Source organism: Pseudomaricurvus sp. ABR4_320 (assembly GCF_056159445.1).
In genome coordinates, this window is the sequence record NZ_JBSWVF010000014.1 from 68,902 (window position 1) to 88,544 (window position 19,643).

The following is a 19,643-nucleotide window of genomic DNA, read 5'->3' on the forward strand; positions in this document are numbered from 1 at the left end:
ACAGTGCAAATGTCTTTCGTGTTCTATCCGTTTTCATGCCAGGCCGGCGTTAGGAGCCATTGGGTTGCAAGATTACTTGTCGCTCTGGCTGTCCTCTGTGTATCAGTTTCGTTCGTTCATGCTGAGGAAGATGACCGACTCCCGTTCACCAGTGTTGCGGATTATGAGGAATATCGTAGTCCCTACATGTTTGTGGCCCTGCACGCATCAAGTCCAAAAAAAGACGCCTATTATTTTACTTCTGGTAAGGAAGATTTCAAACTTGAGATCCTGATCACAGGAGACCGGGTATCTTATCGCCGTTTAAGAATGTTGTTTCTTGAAGGTTTATCCATCAATAACGATTCAGCGACTTTTCTGTCGATGAAAAAAGACCTAGAGACCTTTTTTTCGACGTTTGACGGTTCCATTTATCCTGGAGACAGAATCATTCTGGAACACCAAGTCGATCAGAATAGTCGGTTGTTGCTAAACAACACCAGGAAGCTTGTCTTTCAAAAGGAGAATTTTGCACCTTTCTTGTTGAGTGCGCTGATTGGCGATGTTCCGCTGACGACGCCTTTTAAGGCGGCCTTGTTAGATTTTTCCGAAACGAAGAAAGCGCGCAAAGCCTGGAATCGCTTTGCGGGCGTCGATAGTGTACGTCCGGTGGTCGCAAGCGTGCCGACTCCGAAATCCAATACCACAAAACCTGAACCCAAAACGCAAACACCGGTCGATGTGCCACCAGAGCATGCTCTCGTCGATCAGAATGCTGGCGATGAGGTAACATCCGCTGCGGTTAATAAACCCCCACAGAAGACTCCGTTGAAGCCTGACGCTGCAGTGGCAAACAAAACTGATGCCACTGATGAGTTAAGTACCGATACGATAACGCCTCCGCGGCAGGCAACAGCTACTGAATCGAAGCCTGATAATTCCGTCAATACGTCTCAATCCATAGAGGATGGCGACAGTCGTGTACCTACCGATGCGGCCGTGGCTGAAGTCGTAAAACCTGAGCAGAATCGCGATGTGGCCGCGACGACTGCTCAGCAAGACTCAACGTTATCTGACAAAAGCGAGGAAACCCCCGTTGTTGCCTCTGAGGTGACCTCTGAAACTCAAAATGCTGAGACGGAATTTGACGCCATTGATGTCTTAGCGTTTTCTGAAACCGCTTTGGAAGCTCGTAATGCGTATTTTAATCAGCTTGAAAAGTCGATTAATAAGTACAAAACGGTGCCATTTCAGGCGTACCAAAAACGTTGGGAGGATCATCTGAGTTTGTCGGTGTCTGTCAGCCGGGATGGACGGTTACTCGATGTTCATTTTATCAAGGAGTCGAAGTACAAGCTCTTTAATAAGCAAGCCCAGACTGCCGTAGAGAAAGCGGCGCCATTTCCGCCATTTCCTCGTGAGCTTCCTGGAAAATCCCAAACGTTTCGTATTCAGCTCGATTATCGATTGGCCCGATAAGTTTCTAACAAATAACGTGTCTTTGTTGATTTCACCGAAAAAATCATGCGGTGAATATTGGCTTCTGTCCGCGCAAGCAGGGCCATCTATCTTTAATTTTATTCCTATTTCTCTTCGATCATTTATTGCTGATGTTACGTCAGCGCCCTGTCAAAGGCTTTCCTTGAATAAAAGATCACAATTTTCTGCGAACACAATATATTCAACTATAATTTTTTTAGAATTTATCATTCTCTGAAAAAAGCTAACGAGAGCATGCTGGCATGAAGAAAATATTACTTCCGCTCATGGTGTCTGGGGGCGTTGTGTTTGCTGCGGGGCAAACCTACGCCGCCGATATTTCTATTAATGGATTTGCCTCAATTGTCGGTGGTATGACCCTAAATGAAGGGGATGCTTACGATGGACCAGCCACCTATGTCGCTGATATCACCGGCGAGGGCACCTACGACGAAGATCTCAGTTTCAAACCGGATTCCATCTATGGTCTGCAGGTGCGTTCTGATTTGGGCGATGGTTTGTCGGTCGTTGGAATGGTGACTGGTGTCGGTGGCGAAGATTTCCAAGCGGAAATCAGCTGGGCGTACATCTCTTATGATCTGAACGACAATTGGAATGCGAAGCTGGGGCGGCAGAGAATTCCTCTGTTTTACTACTCCGACTTTTTGGATGTCGGCTATGCCTACCATTGGATCCGTGTGCCTCATCTTTCTCAAGCCGCCGGTGGTGATACCCTCGACGGAATCAATCTGACCTGGCAGACATCTCTGGGAGATTGGGAGTCTCAACTCCAGGTCTATGGTGGCAGTGGTGATGAGTATCTCGGCGAGGCGGGTTCCGATACGCACTTTCGCGACATTCTCGGTGTTGCTTATCAAGTGTCGAACGACTGGTTAACGCTGCGGGCAAGTTACGCCGGTCTCGACTTCTATTTTGATGATCCTGCGGCGAGCTCATTTTCAGACGAAAATGGCAACCTGACCTCAAAAGACGATCCGAATCATTACACATTTTTGGGATTCGCTGCCAACGCCAGTTTCGATGACTGGTTTGTCATGGGGGAAATAGTCTATGCAGAATCCGATGACGTCATTGGCTATGGTTTCGACGTGCTCGGCTTTTCGGAGGAAACCAGCTGGTATGTATCCACCGGTTATCGAATTGGCGATTTCACGCCTCACATCACCTATACCTCGGCGTTTACTGATCGCGAAACTCAAAGTGTGCCCAATGGCATGGAATCTGGTTACGAGGCGGTCACTCTAGGTTTGCGTTGGGATTTTCACCCAAGCGCCGCTTTTAAAGTTGAGTATTTAACCCAGACCGATGAAAGCGACAGTGAATATACCGATGGCCCGTTAATTTATTATGGTGGTGCCGGACACGGGGATTCCTATGATGTCGATGTCGTCTCCTTTGGCGTTGATGTCGTATTCTGAGTGGAGCAGGAGAAAGCCATGAAAAAACTGATTCGAAAAACAGTTCTGCTCGGTTCGGTAATGATCGCAACGGGTGTTTACAGTCTCGCGAGTCACGCCGATGGTGTGGTGGTTGTGCATCCCAGTAACAGTGCGGCGCTGGATAAAAAACAGATAAGTCGTATTTATCTCGGTAAGGCGAAATCTTTTTCAACGGGTAGTGATGTGAAAGCGTTCGATCTCACTGAGGATTCTCCTTTGTATGAGGAGTTCGTCGATAAGGTGGTCGGCAAAAGCCCTCGGCAGGCAAAGTCGTATTGGGCTCAGCAAATTTTTACCGGTAAAGGCACGCCGCCAGAAAGATTGGATTCAGAACAAGCGGTCAAGGATGCGGTTGCCGCTGATAAGGATGCAATCGGGTATATTGATTCCTCTATGGTCGATAGTAGCGTAAAAGTCGTTCATCGATTCTAGCTATTATGCCGCTGGTGACTTTTTTCGCCAGCGGCTTTTCTCAGAATGTTCTTTTCTGTTTTATTCCCTTTCTGCTTACGTTCTTGCTGCTGACTCGAAATTGTTGCTCAAATACGTTACGTTAACATCGCCATTTTGTGTTGAGCGGACGATCTTCCTGTAAACACCGAAAATAACGTCAACGAATCCTGGAGCTAACCTATGATCGAGGGGCAGTGTTTGTGTGGCTCAGTTCGCTATCAGTATGCTGGCGAGATCGGTCCAATTGTGTGCTGTCACTGTCAACAATGTCGCCAAGCCCAGGGTTCGGCGTTTGCAGCGATTGCGTCCGTCAATCGACCGGAATTTGTCTGGACGACGGATACGAGTGCGATCCATGAATACGAGTCCAGCCCAGGCAAGTGGCGAGGGTTCTGTAGTCATTGTGGAAGTCCACTCTACAGTCGATTGGATAAACTGCCGGAATTGTTACGACTCCGCCTGGGAAGTGTCACAACTCCATTATCCAAAACCATTTCCCACCATATCTTTGCGGCTTCAAAAGCAACTTGGTACACGATCGACGATCATCGGCCGAAATATCGAGCGCTCGAGACGGGTGACAAATTATAACGGCCATCGACACTGACGACGGTTTTTCGCATAATAGTGCTGATCATCCTGGCTGATATCGATAATACTCCAGGCGCAAACACCCGCTAGAGCGGTTATCCAAAGGAGTTTCCAATTGTCTTCCGCACCACGAATATTGCTGACTCGACAGTGGCCAGAAAGCGTTGAGCAGGTTTTGCAAAAGTCTTTCGATGTTACATTAAACACGTCGGATAAGCCGATGTCCTCGGCGGAGCTGAATCGAGCATTTGATCACTACGACATTATTTGTCCGACGGTTTCCGACAAAATCGATGCCGAGATTATTGGAAATGAAATGCGCAGAACCCGACTTTTGGTCAATTTTGGTGTGGGGGTTGATCACATCGATGTGGACCACTGTGCGAACGTGGGTATCTCTGTGACGAACACGCCGGGTGTCTTAACCGATGCCACGGCTGATTTGGCGTTGACACTCATATTAATGGCTGCGCGACGTGCTGGCGAGGGCGAAAGAGAAGTGCGCAGTCAGCGCTGGACTGGATGGCGGCCTACACACCTGTTGGGTGCTTCTCTGGCAGATAAAACGCTAGGGTTGGTGGGTTTCGGTCGAATCGGGCTCGAGATCGCGCGACGGGCGCATCACGGCTTTCGTATGAACATTCGTTATTTTTCTCGCAGTGCCATTGAGCCCGAGCTTGCCGAAGAGTTGCGGGCGGAGCGGGTTGAACATCTGGATGATTTGCTCGCGTGCGCGGATGTTATTTCACTGAATGTACCCGGCGGTCCTGCAACTCATCACATGGTTGGTGCCAATGAGTTGGCGAAAGTAAAACCTGGAGCCATTCTCGTCAATACCGCCAGGGGTACAGTGATCGATCACGATGCATTGGCCAATAGCCTTATCAACGGGCCTCTTTTTGCGGCTGGCTTGGATGTTTTTCCCGAGGAGCCAAAGGTTCCTCAAGCCTTGCTGGCGTTGGAGAACGTCGTGCTGCTGCCTCATCTTGGCAGTGCCACCAAAGAGACTCGTGAAGCCATGGGGATGCGTGCCGTCGCAAACATTCAGGCCTTTACAGAGGGCAGCAAGCTGCCAGATGCCCTGTAGGGCATCGCTGCCAGACTCTCAGCATCATGAGATTTATCGGTTCTCGTCGTTAAAACACGTCTATTCCAGGCGCTTTGCCCAAAGAGCGCCTTGCCGTCCCACTTTAACCATAAAGCCGCCCAAGGACGCTTTGAGCAGTTGAATATGATCGCCTATGTGGGGAGGTCGAAAGCTGGAGCGCGTTTCTGTCGTGCGCCATACGGCTCCATCCTCCAGGGTAATAAGCCAATAGCCGGGTCCGATTTCCTGGATGCTCGAAACCACTACAGTTAACGACGTTCTTTCCTGATGGTTTGCTGATTGTTGCCGTTGCTCGTAAAGACTAAAGCCAAACGCGGGTTTTTCAATGGCTTCGATGTTGGAGGATTCTGGGGGAGACGTGGGTGCTTCCGCAATATCACGTGTTGTCTTGGTGGTGCTTTGGGTGTGGACCACCGGGTTTGTATCCGCTGCAAGTTCTTCAAAGCATCGCAGTCGTTTTTGATTGTTTTCGATCTCTGCGCATGCCTGTAATTGAGTCGATATGGCTTCCGTCCCATTTGCGGCAACGGCGAAGAGAGGGGCGCTTACAGCGCACATCTTCAGAAACGAGTGTGCTTTCATCTTATCGTCTCCTGTTCATTTTTGAGGTGCCAAGAGGGAGGCGGTTTTTGATGTTTTTTCTGCTGCGGCACTGGCGGCTTCCTGGAGAATATAACCACGCACGGCTTCCGCTTGTTCAGTGGTGAGGTAGGGAGCAAAACTGATCATACCCTGATCCGTTTTCGCGCCGTCGATAACCACTGCTTGCCAGGCGGCTGCGCTTGTGGTGATCGGGGAGCGTTTTAAATCCGGCGTATTGGGGCCTGTGTGACAGATCGAGCAAAACTCGAAATACTGGGACTGTCCTTCAGCAAGTTGCTGTTCGTTAAAGGTCTCTTCGGTTGTTACGTAGGGCGATAAATGGGTTTCTGCCAATGGCGGTAGAGCCGCATTACCATCCAGCTTAAACGCCAGCATAATGCCATTGGGGGCGGGTCGCCGCATAAAATCCGATTGCGTCGCCATGCCCATGGAGCCGCCGTAGCCGCCGAGTACGGCCACATACTGCTCACCATTAACCCGGTAAGTTACCGGGCCCGCCATGATTCCGCGGTGGGATTGAAACTTCCAGAGTTCCCTGCCGGTATCAGCGTTGTAGGCGCGAAAGTAGCCATAGGGCCCACCCTGAAAAACCAAGTTGCCTGCTGTTGCCAGTGTGCCGCCATTCCACGGCCAGGGTTGCTCGACTTTCCATGCGGGTTTTTGCGCAACCGGATCCCAGGCGATCAGCATGCCCCGATTCATTTTTACGAGTGACTGGCGTCGTTCTGCGGGCGTGTCTCCCGGCACAGAGCCGGGCGGCGGGGCGATAAAGTTTACCCCGGTATTCCAGCGGCCAATGTGACGATCATAGTTAGCATCATCGCCATAGGCGAGGGGAACCATCATGGCGGGGATGTACACCAGCTGTTTGTCGGGATGGTAGCTCATGGGAAACCAGGCGTGGGCGCCGATCCCGGATGGATAGATTAGGTAGGGTTTATCGGCATAGCGCGCTTCTGGCTTTTCTATTGGTCGACCTGTGGTTAGATCGATTCGTTCAGCCCAGTTTTGGGGGGCGTAGGCCTCGGCAGAAATCAGTGTTCCATCTGCGCGATCGATGACGTAGAAAAATCCATTTTTCGGTGCCTGCATTGCGACTTTTCGTTGTTGGCCGGCAATGGTTAGCTCGGCGAGGGTTATCTGCTGCGTCGCGGTAAAATCCCAGGTTTCTCCGGGGTTAACTTGGTAGTGCCAGCGGTAGTGACCGGTGTCCGGATCGAGTGAAAGGATCGATGACAAAAACAGATTATCACCTTTGCCATCGGAGCGAGCGCGATGATTCCAGGGGGAACCATTGCCGACACCAACCAGGAGTTGATCAAAATCCGGGTCGTAGACGATGGAGTCCCAAACCGTGCCGCCGCCGCCCATTTCCCACCAGTTGCCGTGCCAGGTCGCGCCTGCAAATTTGGCAAAGGCCTCATCGGAGGCGGCGCCATCGGGTCCATCTGCGGGGTTACCAGGGACGGTATAGAAACGCCAGACCAATTCTCCGTTCTCTGTGTCATAGGCGGAAAGATAGCCGCGCACGCCCATTTCAGCGCCACTGTTGCCGATTACGACTTTATCCTTAAAGACACGTGGCGCACCGGTAATCGTGTAAGGTTTCTGCTGGTCGATGGTCAGCGTCGACCAGACTTCTTTTCCTGTTGCGGCATCGAGAGCAATCAATCGGCCATCTAAAGTACCGACAAACACCTTGCCTTTCCAAACGGCGACACCGCGATTGACCACGTCGCAACAGGCGTGGGCGGCTTTTGCGCCGATCACCTGGGGATCGTAGCGCCATAGTAAAGCTCCCGTGACCGCGTTTATCGCCATGACTTTTGACCAAGCCGTACTGATATACATGATGCCGTCGACAACGATAGGCGTCGCCTCTTGGCCTCGATTGGTATCGAGTTCTACAGACCAAGCCAACCCCAGTTGCTCGATATTACCCGCGTTGATTTCCGTCAGTTTACTGAAGCGCTGTTCACTGTAGGTCCTGCCATAACTCAGCCAATTATCATCGTCCCCATCCGCTGCAAGCAGTCGTTGATTATCGATTTGACCGGCAGTTTTTGCGGGCGGTGATGGGGTCGACAGAGGCTTGGCGTTTGCATCTAATGTCGAAAATACCAGCGCTGCGGCGAATACGTTAGCCAGTACGCGTAACATCATCATCTCCGAAACCGTTTATTCTTGTTGTTGGCCGCTCCCGAGAGCGGCGAGGTCTATGGTTAAAATCGAAACGAGACGCCCGCGTAGTAACGGCGACCAATCAAGTCATAGAAAAAGGAATTGATTGGTGTGGTGCCGACGTTGGTCGCCAGCCCACTGGTGTCTTGATTGTATTCCGTCAGTGGAGGCTCTTCGTCCAAAAGATTGTCTACACCCAACCTGACCACGGCGGAGTCCCCAAAGGCCCAACTGAGATTAAGGTTAAACAGATCGTAGGAAGGAACGCCTTTGAAGGGCGTGCTGTTGTCAGAAGGGTAGGTAATGGATTTAGCCGAGGGCAGATGTTGCCACTGCAGCGATACCGCAGCCGGGCCAAAGGAATAGCCAAAGGTGCTCAGCATCTTCCATTCGAAAGCGCCAGGGTTTAGCCCGTTTTCGCCAACTCCGTTGCTGCCCGAGGGGCCCAGTGTGCCGGCGTATTCAACCAGAGATGCTGTCGGTAAGGCCGCTGATTTAAGAGTAATTAGATAGTTGACCAGAGCGTTGTAGCTAAAGGTTCCAGGGCCCACATCAAAGGCCCAATCAAACTGAAGATCTATGCCTTCCGTTTTAAAGCGGCCACTGTTGAGGTAGGTTACCTGGACATTACCCAGTGCGCCGTCTCCCGCAACACGACCGATTTGTTGACAGGCTTCCGCATTGGCAGCGGCTGTGGGATCTGTAAGAATCGCGGCGTTGTACGACGGATCGAAACACTGAAGTTGGACGCTGTCGAGGGTTTGAGGACCGATAGCGTCTTCAACTTCAATGCTGTAATAGTCGATGGTCGCGCGCATACGTGCAAAAATGCCATCGTCAAACGGTGAGTCGATCACCATGCCAATCGTCCAGGTCTCTGCCTCTTCGTTATCGACCTCGGGATTGCCAATCAGCGTTGGGAACGCAAAGGCCGCGCCTTGAGCCGCATAAAACGCCGGATCAGAGTAGAATACATCGGATGTGCCAGCAAGCTGACGATCCATTAATATTTCGCAAACGGCCTGTACATTTGCAGCGTTGGCATTGGCGCCAGGATTGGCGGAATAGGAGAGTGCGTTGGTGAGTCGGCAAACGTCTCCGCCACCTGCGGCGGTGAAGCTCTGTGCCGGTGCGAGATAGAGCTCTGCAATGTTTGGTGTCCGAATTGCCTTGTTAAAACCGCCGCGAACTCGCAGTTTTTCGTTAATACCCCAATCCAACATCGCTTTCCAGGTAAAGGTCTCTCCGGTCGTGCTGTAATCTGAATGTCTCGCGCCAATGTTCAGATCAAAATTATCGATAAGCGGCAGGTCACTGATCAGCGGAATTAACAGTTCTGCATAGACTTCGTCGACTTTAATGTCGCCGCCAGAGTCTCCACTGGGATAGATGCCAATAGCCTGATCCATAAATGACGAGCCCTGAGAGGTGAGCGTGTCATTGAGGAATTCATAGGTGTTTTCTCTGTGGGTCGCACCAATGGCTGCCCGCACTTCCCCTGGGCCCCACTCGAAGAGCTTGCCTTGAGCATTAAACTCATAAACCTCCTGTTGCATCGTCGAGCGTGTTTTTAAATCCGCTCTGATGGCATCGAGGCAGTCTTGAGAAACATTGCCTTTATTAAACGGGTCGAATCCGCTGGTGCAGGTTGCACTGGCAGCACCAAAGCCACCAAACAGTGGATTCCCTTGCTGGGAGAATCCGGCCCCCCAATCGGGCGCCGCCAGAATGGTGCGAAAGCGCTCTAAGGATGCCGTTCCTGTGACCGTTGACGACGTCGAGGATTCTCCTCGAGAGGCATAGAGCTCCCAAGTCCAATCAATATCTTCAAAAGCGCCTTCCAGTCCAAAGATCATATTGTAGGTGCTGACTTCGGTGCTGGCTTCGCGATTGGATTGATTCAAGTAGTAGGTCAATTGCCAATCACAGGACGCGCCAGATCCGGCTGCACCGGGGGGCGCTGTCGGGTCGCAATGCAAGGTATCGACATATAAATTCTGAAACGTATCGGCATCGATACCAGCGGGAATTTCTCGGCTGGCCAGGACATCGGCTAATTCATCGGGTACTGTGCGACCATCGGCCGGGATCAGCGCTGACCACCCGTTTACAGACGGTGACGGCTGTTGCACGGTTTGGGTTTTGACACTGGTATAATCTGCGCGAAAGAAAGCACCCAGACTTTCATTGATGTCGTAATTGCCATTGAGATAAAAGTTGTCTCTTTCCAGTGGAAGAATGACCAACTCTTCTGTCCAGTTTTGCTTTAAAGCTCCATCGACAGTCTGCACCCACTTGGTCCCGGAGGTGTCGCCATTAAAGCGATAGGCGCCACCAGGCACGCTTTGAAAAAAACCAGTAAACGCGGTGCCGTCTTCGTTAAAGTACAGCCTGCTGCCCGCAGGAACAGCACCCGGCGTAAAAATGGCGTCCATAGATGCCTGGGTTGGATTTACGTTGCCGTAGGGTTGGTAGGCTGAAAAATCGGGGAAAAATTCTGTTCCGGCGAAACGAGGATCCTCCCAGGCATCGACAAACCAGGGGCGGTCAATACGGCTTGCGGCGCTGCGATCGGTACGGGCGATGCCAATGGTGATGTTGCCGCGATCATCGTCAAAATTCGTCCCCATAAGTGCGCTTAACGAATATTCTTCGCCGTCACCGTGCTCAGTCGTTCCCGACTGTCCGTCGATCTGCAATCCTTCAAAATCGTCTTTTAAAATGAAATTGACGACGCCGCCAACGGCGTCTGCGCCATAGGTGGCGGACGCACCACCGGTGATCACTTCCACACGTTCTATCGCTGCAGCCGGTATGGTGTTGATGTCGACAACGCCCAGGGCATTGGCAGGCGTTGCACGGCGCCCGTTAATGAGGACCAGGTTGCGATTGGTGCCGAGGTTACGCAATGAAATGGTAGCCGCACCCGGTGTACTGGTCGCAGTGACTTGAGTATCGCCGCCGAGAGAGGGGGTTTGGACCGGGGTAAATCCCGGCAATTTGTTGAGATTGGATTCCATCGCTGCGGTCGATGATTTTTCAAAGAGTTCCTTATCAACTGTTACTATTGGACTCTCTGCATCATAGTCCCGCCTTTGAATGCGAGTTCCCGTGACGACCACTTCTTCAAGTACTTCATCAGTATCTTGATTTGATTGAGCCTGGGCACTAGATAGTGGCCAGCACAGGTAAAGTGCGCTGGCACAGGTTAGGGCGACGCGGTTTAACAGCAGATTATGGGTTAGAAACATCGATAAACCTCCATATTTTTTATTGTTATTTTTTGCAGGGCAACAAGAAGAATCCGCTTCCTGAAAACCAAAACTCTATGGGTTCTATGGCAATGGTGACGCTGATTATCGTGTTAGCGACCACTGCTCGACATCGATTGGATCAGTTTACCTATCTTTCTACATTTATCAATCGAGATTTTTCGTGGCGCCATTTTTATCTATTGGGTTTCGCTTGAGTGCTAAAAAATTCGCAATTATTCCATTTTTAATAAAAGCGAATTAAAAAAATCCCGCTGCACAAATGTTCCTTGAGCAGCGGTTCAGCTTTCTAAAAACGCACGCTTAATCCAGCGTAATACCGGCGCCCGACAAGGTCATAAAAATAGGCGTTGAGAGGGCTACCACCGACGCTATTTGCCAGTCCACTGGTGGCGGTGTTGTATTCTGTCAATGGGGGTTCTTCGTCCATCAAGTTGTCGATGCCCAGGCGCAAAAATACGCTTTCGCCAAAACCCCAATTCATCGATAGATTAAACAAATCGTAAGAAGGCGCGCCTTTGAATGTGGTTTCAGGATCTTGCGGATAAGTGATGGATTTTACTGAAGGTAAATGCTGCCACTGCAAGGAGATGCCACCGGAGCCAAACAAATAGCTAAAGGTGTTTAGCATTTTCCATTCGAAGGCGCCAGGATTGAGCCCATTTTCTGCGATAGCATTACTGCCCGATGGGCCTAAGGTTCCCGCATAGTCTACCAGTGGTGCCGTGGGCAGGGCGGCGGATTTTAAGGCGATTAAATAGTTGACCAGCGAGTTAAATTGAAAGGTGCCGGGACCAACGTCAAACGACCAGTCAAGCTGCAAGTCAACCCCTTCGGTTTCAAAGCGGCCGCTGTTGAGATAGGTGACTTCGACATTTCCCAGTGCGCCATCACCGGCGGTTCGCCCAATTTGCTGACAGGCATCCTGAGCAGCTGCTGCGGAAGGGTTGTTTGCGATCAGTGGATTATAAGAAGGATCAAAACATTGCAATTGCACGGTATCGAGGGTTTGTGGACCAATGGCATTGTCGACTTCGATACGATAGTAGTCGATGGTTGCCCTAAGTTGACTTAACCATCCGGTTTCTATCGGAGAGTCGATGACGAAACCTAGGGTCCAGGTTTCGGCTTCTTCTTCCTGAACATCGGGATTCCCGATAAGTGTTGGAAAGGCGAATGCCGGTCCTTGTGCTAAGTAGTAATCTTCGTCGGAATAAAACACATCCGATGACCCCGCCAGCTGGCGGTCCATCAGTATCTCGCAGACGGCTCTGACGTTCGCGGCGTTCGCATTGACTGAAGGATTGGCTGAATAATCGAGAGCGTTCGTGACCCGACAGACATCGCCACCGCCGGCAGCCGTAAAGCTCTGCGCGGGGGCCAGATAGAGCTCTGCGATGTTGGGCGTTCGAATGGCTTTGTTGTATCCGCCTCTTACACGTAAATGCGAGTCGACCTGCCAGTCGAGCATCGCTTTCCAGGTAAAGGTCTCACCGGTGGTGTTGTAGTCTGAGTAGCGACCACCTAGGTTGAGATCCAAGTCGTCAATAAGGGGCAGTTCTGATGCTACCGGTATTAAGAGTTCTGCGTAGAACTCTTCGACACGGATATCACCGCTGGAGTCGCCGCTCGGATAGATTCCGATAGCCTGATCCTGAAAGGACGAACCTTGAGAGGTCAGAGTATCATTGATAAACGTGTAGTCGTTGATTCTTTTCGATGCGCCGATGGCTGCTCTGACGTCTCCGGCAGGCAGAGGAAACAGGCCGCCTTGAGCGTTGATTTCCCATACTTCCTGGGTCATGGTGGCCCGGGTTTTTAAGTTGGCAGCGATCGCATCGAGGCAATCCTGTGAGACGTTGTCTTTGTTAAATGGATCCATGCCGCTGGTACAGCTGGCACTGGCGGCACCAAATCCACCGAACAGCGGGTTTCCTTGTTGAGTGAATCCCGCGCCCCAATCGGGGGCTGCGATCAGTGCGCGGAATCGCTCTAGTGATGCGGTACCTGTGACCAAGGAGGATGTTGACGACTCTCCGCGTGATCCGTATAGCTCCCAAGTCCAATCCGTAGCGGCGATTTCGCCTTCCACGCCATATACCATGTTATAGGTATTCACCTCGGTATCCGCCTGTCTATTCGCCTGGTTAAGGTAGTAAGTAAGCTGCCAATCACAGGTGGCTCCAGAACCTGCAGCTCCCGGTGTGGAGTTGGGGTCACAATTGAGTTCGTCGACGTAGAAATCTTGAAATTCTGCCGCATTGATGTCGGCGGGAATCTCTCGGCTGTCCAGTATGGTTTGTAGCTCTGTGGGAAGATTACGGCCGTCAGCAGGTACTAAAGCCGCCCAACCATTCACTGAGGGGGAAGGTTGCTGCATGGTGGTGGTTTTTACACTGGTATAGTCGGCTCGCATAAAGGCTGATAGAGAATCCGTAATTTCGTAATTGCCATTGAGGTAAAAATTGTCGCGTTCGAGGGGCAGTACTGCGAGCTCTTCGATGAAATTTTGCTTAAGAGCACCATCGACCGTTTGTACCCACTTGGGACCGCTGAGGTCGCCGTTAAAGCGATAGGCGCCATCGTTGATACTCCTGCGAAATCCTGTAAACGCCGTGCCATCGGTATTGAAATAAATGCGGGTTCCAGCTGCAACTTGCCCATTCGTGAAAATGGAATCCATGGCGTCTTGAGTCGGATTGACGGGCCCATAGGGCTGAAATGCAGAAAAATCCGGGAAAAATTCCGTCGCAGCGAAGCGAGGATCTTCCCATGCGTCGACAAACCAGTCACGGTCAATACTGTCGGCACGATTGCGATCGGTTCGAGCAATACCAATGGTGATATTCCCGCGATCATTGTCGAAATTGGTGCCCATAAGCGCACTTAAGGATACCTCTTTGCCGCCTCCGTGTTCGGTAACACCCTGACGAAGGTCGACCTGCATACCTTCAAAATCGTCTTTGAGTATAAAATTGACCACGCCTCCTACCGCGTCAGCGCCATAGGTTGCTGATGCGCCACCGGTAATGATTTCTACCCGCTCGATCGCGGCGGCGGGAATGGTATTGATATCGACGACGCCTAACGCATTTGCCGGTGTCGCGCGACGTCCGTCGATAAGCACCAGATTTCGATTGGTGCCGAGATTGCGTAATGAAACGGTTGCGGCTCCCGGGGTGCTGGTTGCGGTTACTTGTGTGTCACTGCCCAGTGATGGTGTTTGTACCGGTGTAAACCCAGGCAATTTGTTGAGACTGTTTTCTATGGCTGCGGTGGAGGAATTGTCGAGAAAATCTCTATCAGCGGTGACGATGGGACTTTCTGCCTGATAGTCGCGCCGCTGTATACGAGAGCCGGTTACGACAACTTCCTCTATAACAGTATCATCATTCTGGGGTGTCGTTTGACCGATGGCCGTGGGTGTATGGAGAATTTCAAACAGAAAAATACCGGTAGATAGGCAAGCCGGAAGGGTCTTGGATGACATGGAATACCTCTCATTTATTATTGTATGTTTTCGCTCGATCATCGGTTGTTACTACTGTGTCATTTGCAAGGAATCCACGGAGTAACTAACCGGCTGTAAATACATTCCTATAGGCTCGATGCAGCATCCCTGCTACACAATGTTCAGCGATTACTGGACAGTGTTGCTGGTTGAGTTGCTGAAGAAAAGCGAGCGTCTTTCGTAAAAGAGTCTATCGTATTCAGTTTGATTTCTGACGTGAGGACTGAGGTTTTAAGGAATCTGGCATTTCTTTCCAGAGTTGTGCATAGGGGTCATCGTCGTCATTATCACCCGGCAAGCTTTCTCTCACGGTTGTACGGCGCATGTCTCTGGCTTCATTGGCGGTGTCGAATTCACCGCCTTTGTGCATGGAGCAAAGGTTATCCCATATTACGAGGTCACCGGGCTGGTATTTAATATTAAAAATGTATTGAGGTTGAGTGGCGAACTCAATGAGCTCCCGGATGAGGGCTCGTCCTTCCTCTTGGGGAAGGCCGATAATGTCTTTTGTATGCGCAGCAACAAACAGGGCTTTTCTACCGGAACCCTTATGCACATGAACGATAGGGTGGACGGCCTTTAACCCGGCGTTAATTTTTTCATCGCTGATATCGGCACCACCGACTTTGCGGGACCACCACAGAGAGTTTTCTGCTTGAAGATTTTCGATACGTTTTTTCATGGAATTCGGTAGATCTTCATAGGCGCTGCGGGTATCGGCGAACCAGGTTTCGCCACCTTGGGATGGACAGCGGTGAGCCAGCAACAGCGAATAGGCATTTCGTCTTTGCATATAAGAACCGTCGGTATGCCAAAGTCGATTGCCTTTGGCGTAGGTATCCGCCGCTGGATCGCGATTAATGTTCCCGTCCAAATCGAGATTGCCTGCGTCAAACAATTCCGGAAATGCTAACCGCGTTCTCATGCCCGGGCGCCTTGGTGCCAGTTCCAAGTGTCCGAAATATCGACTGAACTCTATGTGAGATTTATCGGTCAGACCGGTATTTCGAAAGACGCCTATGCCCCAGGTATTCATGGCTTTTAGAATGTCCTGTCGGTCTTGATCTGAGAGAGGGGCGGCGATATTGATGCCAGAAATTTCAGCGCCAAAGCGCGGCAGTATCGGTACGACGTTTAACATGATGGATGGCCTCAGTTGTCATTATTATGGTGAGATAAAAATAACTCTACCATGGTAGGTAAATGGTTAGAACCTAAAATTCAGCTCTTTTTTAATATCAATTGATCGCATTGACCAGAGCTTCTACCTTCACGTATGGTTCATTCACTGTCTATCGGTTTGAGAGTCTCTATATGGTAAAAAAAAACGTCTCAACAGAAAAAAGCTCTGCAGCAAAAAAATCACCTTCACAAAAAAACGTTACTGAAAAAGCGGTAAATTTTCGCCGTGACAACACGCCAAGCGGCGGTGAATTTGAACAATGGTGGATTAATTATAAGGATTTTTACCCCTTGGGCAGCCGTCTTGATGTCGAATTTCGAATGTCTCGGTTGCTTGTTCTGGCCAGCCGCAGCTGGGTGAATCGTATCGATAATATTCTGCGCAAAGAAACCGGTCAGACTCGTGCGCGTTGGCAGGCAATGTTTGCCCTGAGCTTTGCTGAACAACCGGCCACCATGAGTGACCTGGCAAAACGACTGCGCGTTCAATGGCCAACCTTGGTTCGCGTTATCGACGGAATGGTGGAAGAAGGTTTGGTGCATCGTCGGGACAATCCTCAGGATGGCCGCTCTAAACTGGTACATCTCACATCTAAAGGCGACAAAGTCATGGCAAAAATTCAACCTATTCTGGATAAGGAGCGGGCGGCTATGTTGGCCGAATTATCCGAAGAGGAACTCCGTGTGTGCTCCTCTGTATTACAGAAAATATTTGATCGTCTTAAAGACGATTCCTAAGCCGTTCAACGCTTAAATACCCGAATCTCTCCACGGTCAGCGTCGATGTCGACGCGGTCTCCAGTTTCAATGATCGCAAAGGGATCGGCATCCAGGTCGGTTATTGTCGGCACATGGGTGACCACGGCACCCAGCGCGGCTTTGGTGGTCATTTCTGTAAAGATCATTGCGGCGGGTGCTTTTCCGGCCAGCCTTGCGGTATGAAACATCGCCGACCAGCCGGAGGAACCTTTCGCGCCTCTAAAGACCAGTATCCTGTCGGTAAAACACTGGCCAACCAATTCGTGGCGAGTTTCAATGATGGTGCCGGCCATGGGGTTTATGCCTCCCCACCCGGAAATGGTGTCGCGTGTCACCAGTGCCAGTCCCGTTGCCTGGCCTTTTACAATGCCTCTACCGTGAAAGACCATCACTTGTTGCGATCTGGCCAGCGTCATAAAAGCTCTCCTTGCCATTGTCCTGTAATAGCCGCTTGAATGCAGTCAGACGTACGGCCGTACCAAGCTTCAACCCCCATAAAGGCAGGCAGGTAATGGGTTTGTTTTGCACTGTCTAACGCAACGGTACGTGTACCCGGTGGAATGATTTGGCTGATCGATGAACAGGTATCGGTCATGATGATGCCTCCGGCCATGCGAACCATCGTGATGTATCCCAACTCGTCCGCTTTTTGCTTGACGGCTCTTGATGTAAATATCCAGAGTGCTGTCGACTCTTTCACTCTACGGCCTTCCAGCATTCTGGCAATATCTTTGAGCTGCTCCAGCGCGGCGTGGGGGCAGCCAAGCATGACGAAATCCACATCAGTGCAATGCCCTTTACGGTTCAGGTTGTCGTAAGTGTCGCGTCGTTCGGCCGCGCCATAGTGAATAACCTGTAGTGGTTTGCGCCCGCCAAAGGCGGCGTGTTGTGTCGGTGCCTCTGGCGTGATACCAATCATATGGTACATTTCAACGCCGCCGGACGAGGCGGCTGCAGCACCAAAGTGTTTGTGATCGATCAGTTGGGGCCGATTGATGTCACCCTGGATAACGGGAATTCTTTCTTGAACCTGCCCACCGACAAAGTAACCTAACAATCCCCAATCAAATAACGAATGTGTGGGATGTTCGACGTGAATCAAGATGTCGCCCTGGCGCTGGTCCTCCCGGTGAAACCCCCAATCGGGAATACGATGCACAATCATGGCAGCACTGGTGGATTCCCGACCTTCAGTATTGGTGCGTCCTCCGAGTACGGAATTGCAAAAAACCACTGCGGAACTTTCCATCCAGGCACAGTGTTCGCCAAATTCAGGGCGGTTGCCGGCGAGATAGGGGGTACAGGTTTTTAGTGGTCGAATGTTGTGGGATGTGTAGGCATTTTCATCGGACTGAAAATTGTTGAAAGCGTCTGCTGCAAAGCCTTGCTCCCGCCAGAGCACGGGATCCATGCCGCCCTGAAGGTGGCAGGCGTTTCCTGTCATTGGTGGGATATCGAACACTGTGTCGGCGTCGAGATCAAACCGACAGAAAACGGCGCGATAGTCTCCGCCATCTGCGTGAAATTGTTGTTTCAGCCAGGGAGAAGAGGAGCCGGGTACGCCGGCCACGTTTTCACAGGGGACAAAGCGGTCTGCATCCAGGGCCTCAGCGTAGCGGATCAACAAGTCCATGGCCGCTTCTGCTGCTGCGCCGTGTTTGCCTGAGGCCATGTCTTGTTCTTCAGCTGTTAGCTTCAACATAATCCTCTCCGTTCGCTAAACGCGGCTTGCGAATCACGGCGCCGATGGTGAGGGCGGCTAGCGCCAACAGGGCAGGGCAGATGGCGAGCAACGCGTAAATTCGCTCGACGTCGGCTTCACTGGCTAAAAATAAGCCGCCTAAGATGGGACCGGCAATACCGCCAAATTTGGCGATCGACGTTGCCCAGCCAGCGCCGTTTGCACGGATGGCACTGGGATAATAGATGCCGGCAATGGAATGAATACCAAAGTGAGCGCCGGATACCAGGGTTGAGGCAATCAGGGAGAACAACAGGAACGCCATCGGTTGTAGTGGCGCCAGCCCGGTGTATAGCAATAACGGCACCGCCAGAATGGGAAAAAATGCGACGGCAAAGGGTCCGTATCGATCCGTAAAGCGCATTAATGCCAGACCTGCGATGGCGCCTGCGACACTGGCGATGGAGGAAGTCCAGGCTGCGGTCTGGCGATCGATGCTTACTTCTTCGAGTACAATAGGGCCCCAGTTCGCCATGAGATAGATAGACAGTGTGCTGGCTATATAGCCTATCCATAACAGGGGGGTGATTAACGCGAGCCGCCCCTGAAACAATTGATTTGCAGTAAAATTTTTCTCGATGACCGGTTCGTCTCCCAGAATAAACACCGGAGGGCGTGGCAATGCAACACTCGGGTCCAGGTGAAACAGCGTTTTTTCCACGAGTTCCGGCTGTCGTTTCTTGGCGACCAAAAACCGAATTGATTCCGGCAGAGTGAATAACAATAATATCGCGCACAGTAAGGTGCCCACGCCGCCAAACAGGAATACAGCTTGCCAGCCAAAACCCGGCGCCAGTACATTCGTTAGTGGGCCAGCGACGCCGGCTCCTAGTGCATAACCCATCATTATCAGAGTAACGACTGTGGATCGCAGGCGCTTGGGTGCGTATTCGATGTTTAACGCCCATGCCAGAGGTAACATACCGCCGATGGCGAATCCGTCCAGAAATCTCAGTGTTAGCAACTGCAGGTAGGATTGTGCGAGTGCGGTAGCTGCGGTGAGGATGCCGAACCCAAAGGCCGAGACAATAATGGTTTTACGACGCCCGATGAGATCGCCCAGGTAGGCGAAAAAGAAGCCGCCGAGCATCATGCCAAAGATACCCGCTGAAAAAACATTACCCAGTTGCGGATTCGTTAAACTCAGGTCTTCGACCATGTAGGGTGCGGTAAATGAAATCATCATCATGTCGAGGCCGTCAAAAAACGTGATCAGCCAGGAAATAATAATTAGCCGCACGCCAAAGCGGTTTATTTTTCGGTTTTCCAGAAACTCAGCGACATCAAACTGTCGATTGGTGGTGGGTTCCATCTGTCTCGTCCT

14 protein-coding genes are annotated in these 19,643 nt (G+C 51.2%); 6 read left to right on the forward strand and 8 right to left on the reverse strand.

Going from position 1 to position 19,643, the window contains the following annotated elements; genetic code table 11:
- Positions 1-9 precede the first annotated feature (9 nt).
- From ACXAFR_RS21470 to ACXAFR_RS21490, 5 genes are all read left to right on the forward strand, one after another.
- Positions 10-1,458, forward strand: coding sequence for a TonB family protein (locus tag ACXAFR_RS21470; RefSeq protein WP_475180788.1), 1,449 nt, complete (start codon positions 10-12; stop codon positions 1,456-1,458).
- A 263-nt stretch (positions 1,459-1,721) separates the two neighbouring features.
- Entirely contained in the window at positions 1,722-2,897 is a 1,176-nt protein-coding gene (locus ACXAFR_RS21475) for a porin family protein (RefSeq protein WP_475180789.1), read from the forward strand.
- 18 nt (positions 2,898-2,915) lie between these two features.
- The gene (locus ACXAFR_RS21480) at positions 2,916-3,350 is read left to right on the forward strand and encodes a type 2 periplasmic-binding domain-containing protein (RefSeq protein WP_475180791.1); all 435 of its coding nucleotides are present in this window, start codon (positions 2,916-2,918) and stop codon (positions 3,348-3,350) included.
- A 201-nt stretch (positions 3,351-3,551) separates the two neighbouring features.
- Positions 3,552-3,962, forward strand: coding sequence for a GFA family protein (locus tag ACXAFR_RS21485; protein WP_475180794.1), 411 nt, complete (start codon positions 3,552-3,554; stop codon positions 3,960-3,962).
- A 115-nt stretch (positions 3,963-4,077) separates the two neighbouring features.
- Complete coding sequence (locus ACXAFR_RS21490; protein WP_475180797.1) at positions 4,078-5,049, forward strand: 2-hydroxyacid dehydrogenase; 972 nt, start codon at positions 4,078-4,080, stop codon at positions 5,047-5,049.
- Positions 5,050-5,109: 60 nt separating this feature from the next.
- On the opposite strand, the gene ACXAFR_RS21495 is transcribed toward ACXAFR_RS21490, so the two are convergent.
- From ACXAFR_RS21495 to ACXAFR_RS21515, 5 genes are all read right to left on the reverse strand, one after another.
- A complete protein-coding gene (locus ACXAFR_RS21495) occupies positions 5,110-5,652 on the reverse strand; it encodes a hypothetical protein (RefSeq protein ID WP_475180799.1) in 543 nt (180 codons plus the stop codon).
- A 15-nt stretch (positions 5,653-5,667) separates the two neighbouring features.
- Positions 5,668-7,839, reverse strand: coding sequence for a PQQ-dependent dehydrogenase, methanol/ethanol family (locus ACXAFR_RS21500; RefSeq protein WP_475180803.1), 2,172 nt, complete (start codon positions 7,837-7,839; stop codon positions 5,668-5,670).
- 56 nt (positions 7,840-7,895) lie between these two features.
- Positions 7,896-11,105: a TonB-dependent receptor domain-containing protein gene (locus tag ACXAFR_RS21505; RefSeq protein WP_475180805.1), complete on the reverse strand. Its 3,210-nt coding sequence runs from the start codon at positions 11,103-11,105 to the stop codon at positions 7,896-7,898.
- Between the two features lie 310 nt (positions 11,106-11,415).
- Positions 11,416-14,616 (reverse strand): TonB-dependent receptor domain-containing protein, encoded by a 3,201-nt coding sequence (locus ACXAFR_RS21510; RefSeq protein ID WP_475180808.1) that lies wholly within the window; start codon positions 14,614-14,616, stop codon positions 11,416-11,418.
- 220 nt (positions 14,617-14,836) lie between these two features.
- Positions 14,837-15,778: a TauD/TfdA dioxygenase family protein gene (locus tag ACXAFR_RS21515; protein ID WP_475180810.1), complete on the reverse strand. Its 942-nt coding sequence runs from the start codon at positions 15,776-15,778 to the stop codon at positions 14,837-14,839.
- 173 nt (positions 15,779-15,951) lie between these two features.
- On the opposite strand from ACXAFR_RS21515, the gene ACXAFR_RS21520 reads away from it, so the two are divergent.
- A complete protein-coding gene (locus ACXAFR_RS21520) occupies positions 15,952-16,557 on the forward strand; it encodes a MarR family winged helix-turn-helix transcriptional regulator (protein WP_475180812.1) in 606 nt (201 codons plus the stop codon).
- A gap of 5 nt (positions 16,558-16,562) precedes the next feature.
- Here the strand turns inward: ACXAFR_RS21520 and ACXAFR_RS21525 are convergent, their stop codons facing one another.
- The 3 genes from ACXAFR_RS21525 to ACXAFR_RS21535 are packed head-to-tail and all read right to left on the reverse strand — an operon-like array spanning position 16,563 to position 19,631.
- The gene (locus ACXAFR_RS21525) at positions 16,563-16,994 is read right to left on the reverse strand and encodes an aconitase X swivel domain-containing protein (protein WP_475180815.1); all 432 of its coding nucleotides are present in this window, start codon (positions 16,992-16,994) and stop codon (positions 16,563-16,565) included.
- A complete protein-coding gene (locus tag ACXAFR_RS21530; protein ID WP_475180820.1) occupies positions 16,991-18,280 on the reverse strand; it encodes an aconitase X in 1,290 nt (429 codons plus the stop codon). Before ACXAFR_RS21530 ends, ACXAFR_RS21525 begins: the two co-directional genes overlap by 4 nt.
- Positions 18,261-19,631 carry an MFS transporter gene (locus tag ACXAFR_RS21535; RefSeq protein ID WP_475180821.1) on the reverse strand — a complete coding sequence of 457 codons (1,371 nt, stop codon included), beginning with the start codon at positions 19,629-19,631 and terminating at the stop codon, positions 18,261-18,263. The genes ACXAFR_RS21530 and ACXAFR_RS21535 overlap by 20 nt, the downstream gene beginning before the upstream one ends.
- Between the last annotated feature and the right edge of the window lie 12 nt (positions 19,632-19,643).

Bases quoted from the DNA above. Each gene is read 5' to 3' on its own strand.
- ACXAFR_RS21470 (WP_475180788.1), top strand. From the start codon at position 10: ATGTCTTTCGTGTTCTATCCGTTTTCATGCCAGGCCGGCGTTAGGAGC.
- ACXAFR_RS21475 (WP_475180789.1), top strand. From the start codon at position 1,722: ATGAAGAAAATATTACTTCCGCTCATGGTGTCTGGGGGCGTTGTGTTT.
- ACXAFR_RS21480 (WP_475180791.1), top strand. From the start codon at position 2,916: ATGAAAAAACTGATTCGAAAAACAGTTCTGCTCGGTTCGGTAATGATC.
- ACXAFR_RS21485 (WP_475180794.1), top strand. From the start codon at position 3,552: ATGATCGAGGGGCAGTGTTTGTGTGGCTCAGTTCGCTATCAGTATGCT.
- ACXAFR_RS21495 (WP_475180799.1), bottom strand. From the start codon at position 5,652: ATGAAAGCACACTCGTTTCTGAAGATGTGCGCTGTAAGCGCCCCTCTC.
- ACXAFR_RS21500 (WP_475180803.1), bottom strand. From the start codon at position 7,839: ATGATGATGTTACGCGTACTGGCTAACGTATTCGCCGCAGCGCTGGTA.
- ACXAFR_RS21505 (WP_475180805.1), bottom strand. From the start codon at position 11,105: ATGTTTCTAACCCATAATCTGCTGTTAAACCGCGTCGCCCTAACCTGT.
- ACXAFR_RS21510 (WP_475180808.1), bottom strand. From the start codon at position 14,616: ATGTCATCCAAGACCCTTCCGGCTTGCCTATCTACCGGTATTTTTCTG.
- ACXAFR_RS21515 (WP_475180810.1), bottom strand. From the start codon at position 15,778: ATGTTAAACGTCGTACCGATACTGCCGCGCTTTGGCGCTGAAATTTCT.
- ACXAFR_RS21520 (WP_475180812.1), top strand. From the start codon at position 15,952: ATGGTAAAAAAAAACGTCTCAACAGAAAAAAGCTCTGCAGCAAAAAAA.
- ACXAFR_RS21525 (WP_475180815.1), bottom strand. From the start codon at position 16,994: ATGACGCTGGCCAGATCGCAACAAGTGATGGTCTTTCACGGTAGAGGC.
- ACXAFR_RS21530 (WP_475180820.1), bottom strand. From the start codon at position 18,280: ATGTTGAAGCTAACAGCTGAAGAACAAGACATGGCCTCAGGCAAACAC.
- ACXAFR_RS21535 (WP_475180821.1), bottom strand. From the start codon at position 19,631: ATGGAACCCACCACCAATCGACAGTTTGATGTCGCTGAGTTTCTGGAA.